12 protein-coding genes and 1 pseudogene are annotated in these 15,078 nt (G+C 58.2%); 6 read left to right on the top strand and 7 right to left on the bottom strand.

Annotated elements, in window-relative coordinates; genetic code table 11:
- The first annotated feature begins 3 nt into the window (after window positions 1-3).
- Window positions 4-1,434 carry an exodeoxyribonuclease I gene (gene sbcB, locus ACA048_RS22650; RefSeq protein WP_497626361.1) on the top strand — a complete coding sequence of 477 codons (1,431 nt, stop codon included), beginning with the start codon at window positions 4-6 and terminating at the stop codon, window positions 1,432-1,434.
- 99 nt (window positions 1,435-1,533) lie between these two features.
- On the opposite strand, the gene mvaT is transcribed toward sbcB, so the two are convergent.
- A complete protein-coding gene (gene mvaT / locus ACA048_RS22645; protein WP_497626360.1) occupies window positions 1,534-1,911 on the bottom strand; it encodes a histone-like nucleoid-structuring protein MvaT in 378 nt (125 codons plus the stop codon).
- A gap of 336 nt (window positions 1,912-2,247) precedes the next feature.
- Between mvaT and purU the strand changes: the two genes are divergently transcribed.
- Both purU and ACA048_RS22635 read left to right on the top strand, forming a co-directional pair.
- On the top strand, window positions 2,248-3,096 hold the full coding sequence (gene purU, locus ACA048_RS22640) for a formyltetrahydrofolate deformylase (protein WP_007945871.1): 849 nt from the start codon (window positions 2,248-2,250) through the stop codon (window positions 3,094-3,096).
- Window positions 3,097-3,183: 87 nt separating this feature from the next.
- On the top strand, window positions 3,184-3,360 hold the full coding sequence (locus ACA048_RS22635) for a hypothetical protein (protein WP_497626359.1): 177 nt from the start codon (window positions 3,184-3,186) through the stop codon (window positions 3,358-3,360).
- Here the strand turns inward: ACA048_RS22635 and gpgF are convergent.
- From gpgF to ACA048_RS22610, 5 genes and pseudogenes are all read right to left on the bottom strand, one after another.
- The gene (gpgF, locus tag ACA048_RS22630; protein WP_497626358.1) at window positions 3,347-4,342 is read right to left on the bottom strand and encodes a glucosaminyl phosphatidylglycerol flippase; all 996 of its coding nucleotides are present in this window, start codon (window positions 4,340-4,342) and stop codon (window positions 3,347-3,349) included. The two genes, ACA048_RS22635 and gpgF, sit on opposite strands and share 14 nt — an antisense overlap.
- Entirely contained in the window at window positions 4,339-5,115 is a 777-nt protein-coding gene (gpgD, locus tag ACA048_RS22625; RefSeq protein ID WP_497626357.1) for an N-acetylglucosaminyl phosphatidylglycerol deacetylase, read from the bottom strand. Before gpgD ends, gpgF begins: the two co-directional genes overlap by 4 nt.
- Entirely contained in the window at window positions 5,108-6,229 is a 1,122-nt protein-coding gene (gene gpgS, locus ACA048_RS22620) for an N-acetylglucosaminyl phosphatidylglycerol synthase (protein ID WP_497629917.1), read from the bottom strand. The genes gpgD and gpgS overlap by 8 nt, the downstream gene beginning before the upstream one ends.
- A 189-nt stretch (window positions 6,230-6,418) precedes the next feature.
- Window positions 6,419-7,183: a methyl-accepting chemotaxis protein gene (locus tag ACA048_RS22615; protein ID WP_411736823.1), complete on the bottom strand. Its 765-nt coding sequence runs from the start codon at window positions 7,181-7,183 to the stop codon at window positions 6,419-6,421.
- A 93-nt stretch (window positions 7,184-7,276) separates the two neighbouring features.
- A pseudogene (locus ACA048_RS22610) lies at window positions 7,277-8,308 on the bottom strand (HAMP domain-containing protein); the annotation flags it as partial.
- A gap of 185 nt (window positions 8,309-8,493) precedes the next feature.
- On the opposite strand from ACA048_RS22610, the gene ACA048_RS22605 reads away from it, so the two are divergent.
- The gene (locus tag ACA048_RS22605) at window positions 8,494-9,981 is read left to right on the top strand and encodes a helicase HerA-like domain-containing protein (protein ID WP_497626356.1); all 1,488 of its coding nucleotides are present in this window, start codon (window positions 8,494-8,496) and stop codon (window positions 9,979-9,981) included.
- A gap of 107 nt (window positions 9,982-10,088) precedes the next feature.
- On the opposite strand, the gene ACA048_RS22600 is transcribed toward ACA048_RS22605, so the two are convergent.
- Window positions 10,089-10,544 (bottom strand): DUF721 domain-containing protein, encoded by a 456-nt coding sequence (locus ACA048_RS22600; protein WP_008147416.1) that lies wholly within the window; start codon window positions 10,542-10,544, stop codon window positions 10,089-10,091.
- 307 nt (window positions 10,545-10,851) lie between these two features.
- Here ACA048_RS22600 and secA point away from each other — a divergent pair, with 307 nt between their 5' ends.
- Both secA and argJ read left to right on the top strand, forming a co-directional pair.
- Entirely contained in the window at window positions 10,852-13,587 is a 2,736-nt protein-coding gene (gene secA / locus ACA048_RS22595; protein ID WP_497626355.1) for a preprotein translocase subunit SecA, read from the top strand.
- A 121-nt stretch (window positions 13,588-13,708) separates the two neighbouring features.
- A complete protein-coding gene (argJ, locus tag ACA048_RS22590) occupies window positions 13,709-14,926 on the top strand; it encodes a bifunctional glutamate N-acetyltransferase/amino-acid acetyltransferase ArgJ (RefSeq protein WP_497626354.1) in 1,218 nt (405 codons plus the stop codon).
- Window positions 14,927-15,078: the final 152 nt, after the last annotated feature.

Here is a 15,078-nt window from a genome sequence, read left to right as displayed (position 1 = left end):
CCCGTGACCTCGATCTTCTGGTACGACTATGAAACCACTGGCATCAACCCCCGATGCGATCGTCCGCTGCAAGTCGCGGGGATTCGCACCGACTTCGATCTCAATCAAATAGACGAACCAGTCAATCTTTACTGCCAACCCAGTGATGACATCCTGCCGCATCCGGCGGCGTGCGCCATCACCGGTATTACGCCCGGCCGCCTGGCCGAACAGGGCTTGAGCGAAGCCGACTTCATGACCCGGGTGCATGCCCAGTTGGCGGCGCCTGGCACGTGCGGTGCGGGTTACAACACGTTGCGCTTCGACGACGAGATGACGCGTTACAGCCTGTATCGAAACTTTTTCGATCCGTATGCACGGGAGTGGCAGGGGGGTAACAGTCGCTGGGACCTGATTGATGTGGTGCGTGCGGCGTATGCCTTGCGTCCGGATGGGCTCGTCTGGCCCACAGACGACGAGGGCCGAGTGACGCTCAAACTCGAACGCCTGACCGCCGCCAACGGAATTGATCACGGAAATGCCCACGAAGCGTTGTCGGACGTGCGCGCCACCATCGCGCTGGCCCGTCTGATTCGTGAAAAACAGCCAAAGTTGTATGACTGGCTATTCAAGTTGCGCAGCAAACAAAAGGTGATGGACCAGATTCGCCTGTTGCAACCGATGGTGCATATTTCCGGGCGCTTTTCGGCGGCCCGCAGCTACGTCGGTGTAGTGCTGCCACTGGTCTGGCACCCGCGTAACAAGAATGCATTGATTGTCTGCGACCTGCACCTGGATCCCCAGGGTTTGCTGGATCTGGATGCCGAGACCTTGCGACAGCGGCTGTACACCCGTCGTGATGATCTGGCCGATGGCGAACTGCCCGTGCCGCTTAAACTCATACACATCAACAAGTGCCCGGTAGTCGCACCGTTGTCGGTACTTCGCCCCGATGATCAGCAACGCCTGGGGCTGGACATGGCGCTTTATCAGGAAAGGTCGCTGCGGCTAATCGACGCACAACAAGTTTGGCGAGATAAAGTGCAGGCAATTTATAGCAGCGAAGATTTCACGCCAAGCCAGGATCCCGAACAACAGTTATACGATGGTTTTATCGGTGACCGGGATCGGCGTCTTTGCGAGCAAGTCAGAACTGCGGACCCTGCGCAACTAGCACAAGAACAATGGCCTTTCGATGACGAACGTTTACCTGAATTATTGTTTCGATATCGCGCACGCAACTTCCCCGATACGTTGAATTCCGAGGAGCAAGAGCGCTGGCGATTATTCTGTCAGAAACGTTTGTCAGCACCCGAGTGGGGGGCACCTCATACGCTGAATACTTTTGCAGAAGCCGCGGCCCAATTGAACGAAACTGCTACACCGTTTCAGCGAGCAGTGTTGAATGAATGGCAAAATTATGTCGATGTATTACGAAAACGTTTGAATCTTTGAAAACGAAAATAGTCATGCCCCCATCACGGGCATAAAAAAACGCCAGCATTCGCTGGCGTTCTTTTTTTTCACGGATTCATCTGCGACAAGCTCTGCGGTTTAGCCCAGCAGAGTAGCCCAGCCTTCAACCACGTCGCCGCCCCACTTGGCTTTCCACTCTTTCAGAGTTTTGTGGTTGCCACCTTTGGTTTCGATGACTTCGCCGTTGTGCGGGTTTTTGTATTGTTTAACTTTACGGGCGCGCTTGGTGCCAGTAGTTTTTACTGCGCCGCCGCGAGGTGCTTTGGTTTTGGATTCTGGGTCCATCAGCGCGATGATGTCACGCAGGGACTTGGAGTATTCGCCCATCAGGGTGCGCAGTTTGCCTTCGAATTCCAGCTCGGTTTGCAGTTTGTCGTCTTGGGACAGGTTCTTCAAACGGGCTTGTAGCTCTTTGATAGCTTCTTCGGTGGCACGGTATTCGTTGATCAAGGACATGAGGACTACCTTATGTTGGAGGCTGGATGGCAGGGAACAGTGTGGCAATAATAGTCAGGGTGTTTCATCAAGTAAACATTTAACCGGTGTTTTAATTAATTTACTGGCGATAAACAGGGCGAAAATTGAAGAGGTCATTAAACGGTGAGCGCAGACAACACAGATATTCACAATTGGACTCTTGATATCGACTAAAAGATCACCAACGCGCGGGGAGCGTGCGCTTTCAGAGTCGGGTCCACGACCGGTGTACCGGGCAAACCGTGATCAATACTGTAGTTTTGCTGCGCAATCGCTAGAATGGCGGACTTTGCGAAGTTCTGGAGTTTCCCCCTCATGCGCACTTTTCGGCTGGTGATTGCTTGCCCGGACCGCGTCGGCATCGTTGCTAAAGTCAGTAACTTTCTGGCGTCACATAACGGCTGGATCACCGAAGCGAGCCATCACTCGGACAATCTCAGTGGCTGGTTCTTCATGCGTCACGAAATTCGTGCCGACTCGCTGCCTTTCGGTATCGAAGCCTTTCGCGAAGCCTTTGCGCCGATTGCCAAAGAGTTCTCGATGGACTGGCGCATCACCGATACCGCGCAGAAGAAACGCGTGGTGTTGATGGCCAGTCGCGAGTCTCACTGCCTGGCCGACTTGCTGCACCGCTGGCACAGCGATGAACTGGATTGTGAAATCTCCTGCGTGATTTCCAACCATGACGACTTGCGCAGCATGGTCGAGTGGCACGGCATTCCCTATTACCATGTGCCGGTCAATCCTCAGGACAAAGAGCCGGCGTTTGCCGAAGTCTCGCGTCTGGTCAAACAGCACGATGCCGAAGTGGTCGTACTTGCCCGCTATATGCAAATCCTGCCGCCGGCGTTGTGCAGCGAATATGCGCACAAGGTCATCAACATTCACCACAGCTTCCTGCCGTCGTTCGTCGGCGCCAAGCCGTATCACCAGGCTTCCATGCGGGGTGTGAAGTTGATCGGCGCAACCTGCCACTACGTGACCGAAGAACTGGACGCTGGCCCGATCATCGAGCAGGACGTGGTGCGTGTCAGCCACAGTGACAGTATTGAAGACATGGTGCGTTTCGGCCGTGATGTCGAGAAGATGGTGTTGGCGCGCGGTCTGCGTTATCACCTGGAAGACCGGGTGTTGGTCCACGGCAACAAGACGGTCGTGTTCTGATAACACCGCAATGCAGTTGAAATTCGAAGGGCCTGGGCGTTCAATCGCTTCAGGCCCTTCGCCGTTTCTGCACTGAGGATATTGAACATGGCCGATCCACTCGACAAAGCCACTTCAAAAGCACCGGCAACAGTGGGCGAGGGTTGTCTGAGTCGATATGACCCGGATGACATGAGCCCCGAAGACGGCACGGAGTTTCCCGGTGCTGCCGAGTTGTGGGAGCAGTTACAGCAAGACGGTGAAGACACGATCAAGCCTGCTTGAACTTCATCAACTTCCTCAGTAGCGGTCGTCCCAGCATCAGCAAAAACACGGGGCCACCCGTTATCAGGTAGAAGTAATAAGTCACTGCCCGCCAGATCAAAATGGCCGCCGCAGCGGTCGACTTCCCCACCATGGGCGCCAGCAAGGCCGCCGACGTCAACTCCGCCGCCCCGGCACCACCCGGTAGCAAACTGAATTGCCCTGCGCTGAGCGAAACCATCTGGATCAAAAAGCACCAGGCCCATTGCAAATCCGCCCCCAGACCGCGTAATGCCAGATACAGCACACTGTAGCGCAGGACCCAATGTAGGCAGGTCAGTGCAAACACCGTGATCAATGTCTGAAAAGGCAACTTCAATGTGTCAGTGAACGCGGCGAGGAAGTGCAGAAGTTTTCGTGCCCAGCGCAGGCGCGTAGTGCTTTTTACATTCAGGCGAACCAGAAATCGGCCGCTCAGGCGAATCAGCAGCCGATGGTAGCGGGCGACCAACACGCAGCAAATCAACCCGCCGAACGTCGAAATGACGCTGACAGTCAGCAGCCATTCCATACGTTCGCTGAGGTGCTGGAACAGTGCATAAATCAAAATCCCGCTCAGTGCACAAAGTAAAAACAGCAGATCACTCAGTTGATCCATAGCGAATACCGCGGTGCCCTTGGCCGGTTGCACGCCATTGCGCGCCAGTAACGCCATGATCGCCAGCGGTCCGCCGCTGCCGCCGGGGGTGGCGCAATAGGCGAACTCGGTGGCCATCACCACGCCGAGGCTTTTGACCGGGCTGACCTTATCGCGCTGATCGCCCAGCAACAAGCGCAAGCGCAGGGTGTTCACCACCCAGCACAACAGAATCAGGCCGAACATGATCAGCAGCCAGTTCAATGGAAAGCTTTGCAGTCGCGACCAGGTCTGGTTACCGCCCAGCAACAGCGGGATCAGCACCGCAGCCAGCAGGGTAACGAACAGCACAATCCCCCGGCTCATGCTGCGCGGCCGACTGGGTCGTGTTGCAAAGCCAGCCATTGGGACTTGGTCATCGGCACGCGCCCCTCGTCGAGCAAGCGTTTGAGGGTTCGCAACCAGTAGTTGCGCGAGAACGCATGGCGCATGTCCACCGGGTGCAGGCCCAGGCGAATGACCGGCGCGTGCTGCCAATGCTGCTCGCGTTGATCGCTGAGCAATTTCGACAATCCCCGCCGCCAGGCACTGCGAGCGCTCCAGACCAGCCCTGGCGCATCAATCGGCGTGAAATCCGGTAGTCGATACAAATGCTGCGAATCGCTGGTGTAGCGTAGCGGCAATTGGCGCAACGCCTGGCGCGTGCCTTCGCTCATCAACCAGGCCGGGGCGACGAAACCTTTCAGCGGCCAGTTGCAACGATCAAAGACCTCGATTCCGGTGCGCAGCCGGGCGAGCGCGGCGTGTTGCGACAGGCTGTAAAACTCGCCTTCGTGGGTGTAGATACGGCGCATGAACCAGTCTCGTGCATTATCGGGTGGTGGGCCCTCATCGCAATGAAAGTAGCCGTGCAATGCCAGTTCGTCCCCTCGGGCGACACGGTGGGTGAGCACTCGTCGAAATTCCGGGTTAGCGTCAAGGCTGTTGTGTTTGTGGAAGTCCGGGACCACCAACCACGTCATCGGTACGTCGCCCCATGCGTCGACCGCTTCAACGAAGGGTTGATAATCGGCCCAGGTTTGCGGTGCAACGTCGTGCAACACCAGTAACACGCTGGGCGGGCTCATCGGATTAACCATTGGCAGTCAGCAGCGATTGGCTGCCGAGTACGGCGTGATAGTGCCCCAGCAGACTGTTGACCACCGTGTCCCAGCTGTATTGCCGCTCGACGTGACTGCGCGCTGTTTTGCCCAGCGCCACGCTGCCCTGACTGAACAACTCGCGAACGGCATTGGCCATGGCCGTGGAATTGTTCGGCGAGCAGAGCAAACCGCATTGCTCGGTAACAATTTCCGGAAAGGCTCCGGCGGCCACTGCCACCACCGGAATACCGCTGGCCATGGCTTCGAGTATCACCAGCCCGAACGTTTCCTGGTCGCCGGCGTGCAGCAATGCATCGGCGCTGGCCATCAGTTGCGCTACTTGTGCGGTCGGGCAGAACCCATCGACTACCGTGACGTTGTCCGGCACAGCAGCCGGCATCGACGACCCCACCAGCAGCAGGTGATAACGGGGCCCTAGACGCACCATGCAATCGAGCAGTACCGGCAGGTTTTTTTCTTTGGAACCGCGTCCGGCGAAAATCAACAGATGAGTATTTTCATCAATGCCCAATTCGGCTCGCAGGCCAGGGTCCCGGGCATCGGGGTGGAAGGTTTGCAAGTCGACGCCCAAGGGTTGGACAAACACGTTCTTCACCCCCAGCCCGCTCAATTTGTCGGCCATGACCCGGCTCGGTGCCAGAACCCGGTCGAAGTTGCCGTAGAGCTTGCTGACATAGGCTTCGACGTTCGGTGTGACCCAGTTGCCCATCCGATTGCTGACCAGCAGCGGCAAGTCCGAGTGATAAAAACCGATGACCGGCACATCCAGTTGGCGTCGCGCATCCAGTGCTGCCCAAGCGGTGAGATAAGGGTCGCCTACTTCGATCAGATCGGGCTGTAAATCCTGCAGGACATTTCGCCAAGGGGCGAGACGGAGGGGGAAGCGGTAACCCTTGCCAAAGGGTAGGGCAGGGGCCGGAACCGTGTAAACGCCATCCGTTTCACTCAGTTGAGCGCCCGGAATCAACAGGCTGTGGCGAATGCCTGGCTTGGTGCTCAGGCGACGGTGTTTGGCATCCAGATACGTGCGCACGCCACCGCTGGCAGGGGCGTAGAACATGGTGATGTCCGCGATATGCACGATTAACAGTCCTCCGGGCCTGTTGTTCTCCCTTGGTTGACCTTTATGAAGGATAGATGTTCGGTTGGGGTTTGTGGCGGGGTGTCAGCGGGGTTGTGCAGTGATTTGAGACCGCTATCGCGGGCAAGCCCGGCTCCCACAGGGGCGGTGAATACCATGTAGGAGCCGGGCTTGCCCGCGATGAGGCCCTATCGGACGCTAGATACGGAAACTGCCTACCAACTGCTTCAGACGCGAAGCCTGCTGCTCAAGATCGGAGCACGCGCGCAAGGTCGATTGCAGGTTTTCGACGCCTTCCTGGTTCAACGTATTGATCTCGGTAATGTCGACGTTGATCGACTCCACCACTGCAGTCTGCTCTTCAGTCGCCGTGGCCACCGACTGGTTCATCCCGTCGATTTCACCGATGCGCAACGTCACGCTGTTCAACCGCTCGCCCGCCAGGTTGGCGATTTCCACGCTGTCCTGACTGTGGCGCTGGCTGTCGCTCATGGTGCTGACGGATTCGCGGGCGCCGACTTGCAGCTCCTCGATCATGGTCTGCACCTGTTGCGCCGATTCCTGAGTGCGGTGCGCCAGGTTGCGCACTTCATCCGCCACCACCGCGAAACCGCGACCTGCTTCACCGGCGCGGGCCGCTTCGATGGCCGCGTTGAGCGCCAGCAGGTTGGTTTGTTGGGAAATGCTGGTGATCACTTCGAGGATCTGGCCGATGTTCACGGTTTTGCTGTTCAGCGATTCGATGTTGGTGCTTGATGCGCTGAGCATGCTCGACAGCTGATTCATCGCAGCAATGCTGCGGTCCACAACTTGCTGGCCGTCTTCGGCCAGGCTGCGGGCATCGCTGGCCTGGCTTGACGCTTGCGCGGCATTACGGGCGATTTCCTGGGCGGCGGCCCCGAGTTGATTGATCGCTGCGGCGACGCTGCTGGTACGCGACGCCTGCTGGTCGGAGTTGAACATCGAGGAGTTCGAGGCGGCCACGACACGTAGCGCCACTTCGTTGACTTGCCCGGTGGCGGAGGACACTTCGCGAATCGAGGTATGAATACGCTCCACAAAACGGTTGAACGCGGTACCGAGGATACCGAACTCATCGTTGTTCTGGATGGTCAGGCGTTTGGTCAGATCGCCTTCACCGTCGGCGATGTCTTCCATCGCGCGGGTCATGATGTGCAGTGGCTGGATCAGGATGCGTATCAGCATGCCGAGCAAAATGATGATGACTGCGACGGCAATCACCGTCGCAATCACTGCCGACGTCCGGAACTCGCTGAGCATGGCGAATGCTTTGTCTTTATCCACCGACAGGCCGATGTACCAGTTGACCGATGGCAGGCCTTTTATCTGGGTGAAATTGAAGATGCGAGTCTTGCCGTTGACCTGCACTTCGCTGAAGTCTCTGCTGATGCGAGGCGTGTTCTGTGGGTAAGCTTCACTCAGCGACTTCATCACCAGCGTTTTGTCCGGGTGAACCAGGATTTTTCCGTCAGCACTGACCAGGAACGCATAGCCCATGCCGCCGAAGTCACGGGCGCTCAAATTGTCGATCAGGGTTTGCAGACTCAGGTCGCCCCCCACCACACCTACGTTCTGCCCTGCTTTTTTCGAGGCGGTGGCGATGGAAATGATGGTTTGGCCAGTGGCGGCGTCCACGTAAGGTTCGGTCAGGGTCGCTGTGCTGCTGCTTTCGGCGCCTTTGTACCAAGGACGAACCCGGGGGTCGAAGCCGGCGGGCATCTTGGCGTCCGGACGGATCGTGAAGCTGCCGGTGGCGTCGCCCAGATAGGACGCCATAAAGGTCGACGTCAGGGCTTTCTGCTCAAGCAGGCTGGCGACGGTGGACGGTTCTGGATTGATGGCGATGTTTTGGGCAAGGTTGTCGATCAGCAGCACACGGCCTGTTAGCCAGGTCTGGATGTCGTTGGCGGTAACATCGCCCATCTCATTGAAATAGCTGTTCAGGTCTTCGCGGATGGCGTTGCGCTGTAAATAGTCGTTGTACAGTGTGAACGAGGCGAAGGCGGCAATAACAATGAGCGCGGCGGCAAGCAAAATCTTATGGCTGAAGCGCAGGTTTTTGTTCATGGCTTGGGGTTCCGCTAAGGTCTTAATGTCCAGGGCGTGCTTTTATAAAGGCACGCAAAGTGGGCAATGTTGTAAACAAGCTGATATTTCCGTTCTTTCCTTAGGGAATTACCGACGCTGATTTCTGTGCAGTCTCGGTTTTTGTATCGGCCGTGCCGGATCAAAGATTAACCATGGGTGACAAAATGCCTGACTCATTGCAACTCGTTCTCGGCGCCGACCTTGCCGGCCAGTCCATCGCCCAGGCCATGCGTCTGGCCAACCGTCACGGTCTGGTCGCAGGCGCTACCGGGACGGGTAAAACCGTCACGTTGCAGCGCATGGCCGAAGCCTTCAGCGACGCGGGCGTGGCGGTGTTTGCCGCCGACATCAAGGGCGATCTGTGTGGCCTTGGTGCCGCTGGCAACCCGCAAGGCAAGATCGCCGAGCGCATCGCCGGCATGCCGTGGCTGAAGCACAAGCCTCAGGCGTATCCGGTGACCCTGTGGGACATTCATGGCCAGTCCGGTCATCCATTGCGCACCACTTTGAGTGAAATGGGCCCGTTACTGCTGGGCAGTCTGCTGGAACTGACCGACAGCCAGCAGTCGGCGCTTTACGCGGTGTTCAAGGTGGCGGATCGCGAAGGGCTATTGCTGCTGGATCTCAAGGATCTGAAGGCGTTGCTCAATCACCTGCGTGACAACCCGGAATTGCTCGGGGATGACGCCGCGTTGATGACTACCGGCTCAAGTCAGGCGCTGTTGCGGCGTTTGGCAACGCTGGAACAACAAGGCGCTGAAGCGCTGTTCGGCGAGCCGGCGCTGCAACTCGAAGATATTTTGCAGCCGACCGCCGACGGTCGCGGGCGCATTCACTTGCTGGATGCCAGTCGTCTGGTTCACGAAGCGCCGAAGGTCTACGCGACCTTCCTGCTCTGGCTGCTCGCTGAACTGTTCGAGCAGTTGCCGGAGCGCGGTGATGCGGACAAGCCGCTGCTGGCGTTGTTTTTCGACGAAGCGCACTTGTTGTTCGCCGGTACGCCCAAGGCGTTACAGGACCGGTTGGAGCAAGTGGTGCGGCTGATTCGTTCGAAAGGCGTCGGCGTGTATTTCGTCACCCAATCGCCGGGTGACTTGCCGGATGACGTGCTGGCTCAGTTGGGGTTACGCATCCAGCACGGTTTGCGCGCGTTCACGGCCAAGGAACAGAAATCCTTGCGCGCCGTGGCCGAGGGTTTCCGGCCGAACCCGGCGTTCGATGCCTTGTCGGTATTGACCGAATTGGGGATTGGCGAGGCGCTGGTCGGGACGCTGGCCGAAAAAGGCACGCCCGAGAGGGTCCAGCGTGTATTGATTGCGCCACCGCAATCGCGGATCGGACCGCTGAGCGAGGCCGAACGTGCGGCACTGATCGCCGGTTCGCCGTTGCAGGGGCGATATGACAAGCCGATTGATCGAGAATCGGCTTATGAAGTGCTGATGGGGCGCAAGGGGCTGGCACCCGATCCGGATGCGGCGCCGGCCAAACCTGCACCCGAAGAGCCAGGTTTTACCGAACAGGCTGGGGAGTTTCTCGGGACGGCAGCCGGTCAGGCACTGAAATCGGCCATGCGACAGGCGGCCAATCAATTGGGTCGACAATTGGTGCGCGGGTTGATGGGCTCGTTGCTCGGTGGCAAAAAAAGCCGCTGAACCCTGTAGGAGCATGGCTGGCCCACGATGAACGATAACGCGGTATATCTGTTGCACTGCGGCGCTCCCATCGCGGGCAAGCCATGCTCCTACAGATATCGGTGATCTCAGGTTTTGGGTTTGGCGTGCGCCGCGAGGCGTTCCAGCGCGGCCCGCAGATTCGGATCGCTGATCCCGTCGGCCGTCGCCTGAATGGTCGCGCCCGCATCCGTCGACAAACTGATGGTGTGTCCCGCCGCCCCTTGCTGGACGGTCGGTGGCTGAACCTTGAACAAAATCCGCGTCAAACTGGCGAATTCATCAAACATCTGTAATTGCCGTTGCAGACGCTTTTGCTGATAACGCAGGCGCGTTGCCCAATGTCCGTCGGTGACGATCAACAACAAACTGCCTTCGCGCCACGACGCAACATGACAGTGTTCGCGAGCGGCGGGCTGCAATTGGCTTTCGAGCAGACGTTGTAAATGACCCAGGCGTTGAGCGTGGCCAAAAATAGCTTTCAGCGGCTTGGCTTCGCGAAGCAGAACGGCGGGGGCTCTGGCCGTAAGGGGGCGAAATGCCATGATCAGACACCTGAAGTAACAGAGCCGCCATGGTAGCAGAAAGCACCACGTGCACCTGAGCCATTGCTTTGCGCGCGCTTTACCCATTAAATCAACGAGTAACTTCTGCCGTGAATGGCTTGAAGTTCAGCAAAAAGCCCTTATTTTAAGTGAGCCCCGTTACAGCGCAGTGCATGCATCGTGGAATAACGCCACTTTCCTCACCATCGTTTCCGGGTAGAATGCTCGTTCGCATGCGGCCATGAGGGCTGCACGGGCGACTCACGGGGCCGCCCTCCATCCCTTTAGTGTGGAAGATCCTGCCGATATGTTTGCGCCTTTGTTAAAGAAACTTTTTGGAAGCAAGAACGAGCGTGAAGTCAAACGCATGCTCAAGACGGTGCAACTCGTCAATGCCTTCGAAGAGCAAATGGTGGCCCTTTCGGACGATCAATTGCGTGCCAAGACAGATGAGTTCAAGGCCCGCATCGCCAAAGGGGAATCCCTCGACAAGCTGCTACCGGAAGCCTTTGCGGTCGCCCGCGAAGCCGGCAAGCGCGTCATGGGTATGCGCCACTTCGATGTCCAGCTGATCGGCGGCATGACCTTGCATGAAGGCATGATCGCGGAAATGCGTACCGGTGAAGGCAAGACCCTGGTGGCAACACTGGGCGTTTACCTTAACGCACTGTCCGGCAAGGGCGTGCACGTTGTAACGGTGAACGACTACCTGGCCCGCCGTGACGCCAACTGGATGCGTCCGCTTTACGAGTTCCTCGGCATGACGGTCGGCGTGGTCACGCCTTTCCAGCCGCCGGAAGAGAAACGTCTGGCTTACGCCGCCGACATTACTTACGGCACCAACAACGAATTCGGTTTCGATTACCTGCGCGACAACATGGCGTTCAGCATGGAAGAAAAATTCCAGCGCGAACTCAATTTTGCCGTGATCGACGAAGTCGACTCCATCCTCATCGACGAAGCCCGTACGCCGCTGATCATCTCCGGTCAGGCCGAAGACAGCTCCAAGCTGTACATCGAGATCAACAAACTGATCCCGCAGCTGGAACTGCACGTCGAAGAAGTCGAAGGCGAAGTCACCAAGGCCGGCCACTACACCGTTGATGAGAAGACCCGTCAGGTCGAACTCAACGAAGCCGGTCACCAGTTCGTCGAAGAAACACTGACCCGCATCGGCCTGCTGGCTGAAGGCGAAAGCCTGTATTCGGCACACAACCTGAGCCTGCTGACTCACGTTTATGCCGGTCTGCGCGCGCACAAACTGTTCCATCGCAACGTCGAGTACATCGTGCAGGACGGTCAGGTTGTCCTGGTCGACGAACACACCGGTCGTACCATGCCGGGCCGTCGTTTGTCCGAAGGCTTGCACCAGGCCATCGAAGCCAAGGAAAACCTGAATATTCAGGCCGAAAGCCAGACCCTGGCATCGACCACATTCCAGAACTACTTCCGTCTGTACAACAAACTGTCCGGGATGACCGGTACGGCCGACACCGAGGCGTTCGAGTTCCATCAGATCTATGGCCTGCAGGTCATGGTCATTCCGCCGAACAAGCCGCTGGCACGTAAAGACTACAACGACCTGGTGTTCCTGACGGCCGACGAGAAGTACACGGCCATCGTGGCGGACATCAAGGAAAGCATGGCGGCGGGCCGTCCGGTGCTGGTGGGTACCGCGACCATCGAAACCTCCGAACACATGTCCCGCCTGCTCGTGGAACAAGGCATCGAACACAAGGTTCTGAACGCCAAGTTCCACGAAAAGGAAGCCGAGATCATTGCCCAGGCCGGTCGCCCAGGCGCACTGACCATCGCCACCAACATGGCCGGTCGTGGTACCGACATCCTGTTGGGCGGTAACTGGGAAGTGGAAGTGGCTTCCCTGGAAGACCCAACGCCTGAACAGATTGCCCAGATCAAGGCCGACTGGCAGAAGCGCCACCAGCAAGTGCTCGAATCGGGCGGCTTGCAGGTGATTGCTTCCGAGCGTCACGAATCGCGCCGTATCGACAACCAGCTGCGTGGTCGCGCCGGTCGTCAGGGTGACGCCGGTTCCAGCCGCTTCTACCTGTCCCTGGAAGACAGCCTGATGCGCATCTTCGCCTCTGATCGGGTGAAGAACTTCATGAAGGCCCTGGGCATGCAGCCGGGCGAGGCGATCGAGCACCGCATGGTGACCAACGCCATTGAGAAGGCTCAGCGCAAGGTTGAAGGCCGTAACTTCGACATTCGTAAGCAACTGCTTGAGTTCGACGACGTCAACAACGAACAGCGTAAAGTGATTTATCACATGCGTAACACGTTGCTGGCCGCTGACAACATTGGTGAAACCATCGCCGATTTCCGTCAGGACGTGCTCAACGCTACCGTCAGCGCGCACATTCCACCGCAATCGCTGCCTGAGCAGTGGGACGTGGCCGGTCTGGAAGCTGCATTACAGAGCGACTTCGGTGTGGCGCTGCCGATCCAGCAATGGCTCGACGAAGACGATCACCTGTACGAAGAGACCCTGCGCGAGAAGCTGATGCAAGAGCTGATTGCGGCGTACAACGAGAAAGAAGACCAGGCGGGCGCCGAAGCGCTGCGCAGCTTCGAGAAACAAATCGTGCTGCGCGTGCTGGACGACCTGTGGAAAGACCACCTGTCGACCATGGATCACTTGCGTCACGGCATTCACTTGCGTGGCTATGCCCAGAAGAACCCGAAGCAAGAGTACAAGCGCGAGTCGTTCACGCTGTTCTCCGAGCTGCTGGATTCGATCAAGCGCGACTCGATCCGTGTGCTGTCCCACGTTCAGGTTCGCCGCGAAGACCCGGAAGCCGAAGAGCAACGCCTGCGTCAGGAAGCCGAAGCACTGGCCGCACGCATGCAGTTCCATCACGAAGAAGCACCGGGTCTTGAGCAAGTTGAACCGTTGGGTGAGGAAATTGATGTCGCCCTCGCCGTGGCACCGGTTCGCAACGAGCAGAAGCTGGGCCGTAACGAGCTGTGCTATTGCGGTTCGGGCAAGAAATTCAAGCATTGCCACGGGCAGATCCAGTAAAACCCGTTTCAAACGCTGAAATACCCGCGCCGCGACCGGCATCAGCCGTCGCGGCGTTTTGCCATTTAATACCGCCGTTCATCGCATGACGGTGATGACTACATTTTTAAGGAGCGCATTCATGGCTGTTGGTCTTGGTCCTTTGCCAACGTTGCACCCGGTTGCCGGTTTTGAACTCGGTATCGCCTCGGCCGGCATCAAGCGCCCGGGGCGCAAGGATGTTGTGATCATGCGCTGCGCCGAAGGCTCCACCGTCGCTGGCGTCTTCACGCTCAACGCCTTTTGCGCAGCGCCCGTGATCCTGGCCAAGCAACGCGTGCAAGGCCCGGTGCGCTACCTGTTGACCAACACTGGCAATGCCAACGCCGGCACCGGCGAACCTGGCCTGGCCGCCGCCGAGCGTACGTGCGCCAAACTGGCTGAGCTGACGGGCGTTGATGCCAGCCTGGTGCTGCCGTACTCCACGGGTGTGATCGGCGAGCCGCTGCCGGTCGAGAAAATCGAAGGCGCGCTGCAAGCGGCCCTCGATGATCTGTCGATCCACAACTGGGAAGCTGCCGCCACCGGCATCATGACCACCGACACCCTGCCAAAGGGTGCCAGCCGCCAGTTTCAGCATGACGGCGTGACCATCACCGTCACCGGCATCAGCAAAGGCGCGGGCATGATCCGTCCGAACATGGCGACCATGCTCGGCTACATCGCCACCGACGCCAAAGTCTCCCGTGACGTACTGCAAAACCTGCTGCTGGATGGTGCCAACAAGTCGTTCAACCGCATCACCATCGACGGCGACACTTCGACAAACGACTGCTGCATGCTGATCGCTACCGGCCAGGCTGCGCTGCCAGAGATAACCCGTGCCGAAGGCGAGTTGTTCGCCAAGTTGAAGCAAGCGGTATTCGAAGTGTGCATGGAAGTGGCCCAGGCCATCGTTCGCGACGGCGAAGGCGCGACCAAGTTCGTCACCGTTGAAGTCAACGGCGGCGGCAATCACCAGGAATGCCTGGACGTCGGTTACACCGTGGCGCACTCGCCGCTGATCAAGACGGCCTTGTTTGCCTCCGACCCGAACTGGGGCCGCATCCTCGCTGCCGTCGGTCGTGCCGGCGTACCGAACCTGGACGTGAGCAAGATCGACGTGTTCCTCGGCGAGGTGTGCATTGCCAGCCAAGGCGCGCGTGCTGCGACGTACACCGAAGCCCAAGGCGCTGCGGTCATGCAGCAGGAAGAGATCACCATCCGTATCGAGTTGGGCCGCGGCGATTGCAGCGAAACCATCTGGACCACTGACTTGTCCCACGAGTACGTGAAGATCAACGCCGAGTACCGTACTTAAGACCAAGTCGCTGCAATCGCGGGCAAGCCTTGCTCCTACAGTTTTGTGTCGTTCACAACCCCCGTGAACAACATCAACCCTGTAGGAGCAAGGCTTGCCCGCGATAACGGACGACCAGACACTGTAGATTCCGGTCTGTACCCCTCATCAAA

This window comes from Pseudomonas sp. LBUM1659 (assembly GCF_059716045.1).
The sequence above is the reverse complement of the archived record's forward strand: the minus strand, read 5'-3'. Positions and strand labels throughout refer to the sequence as shown.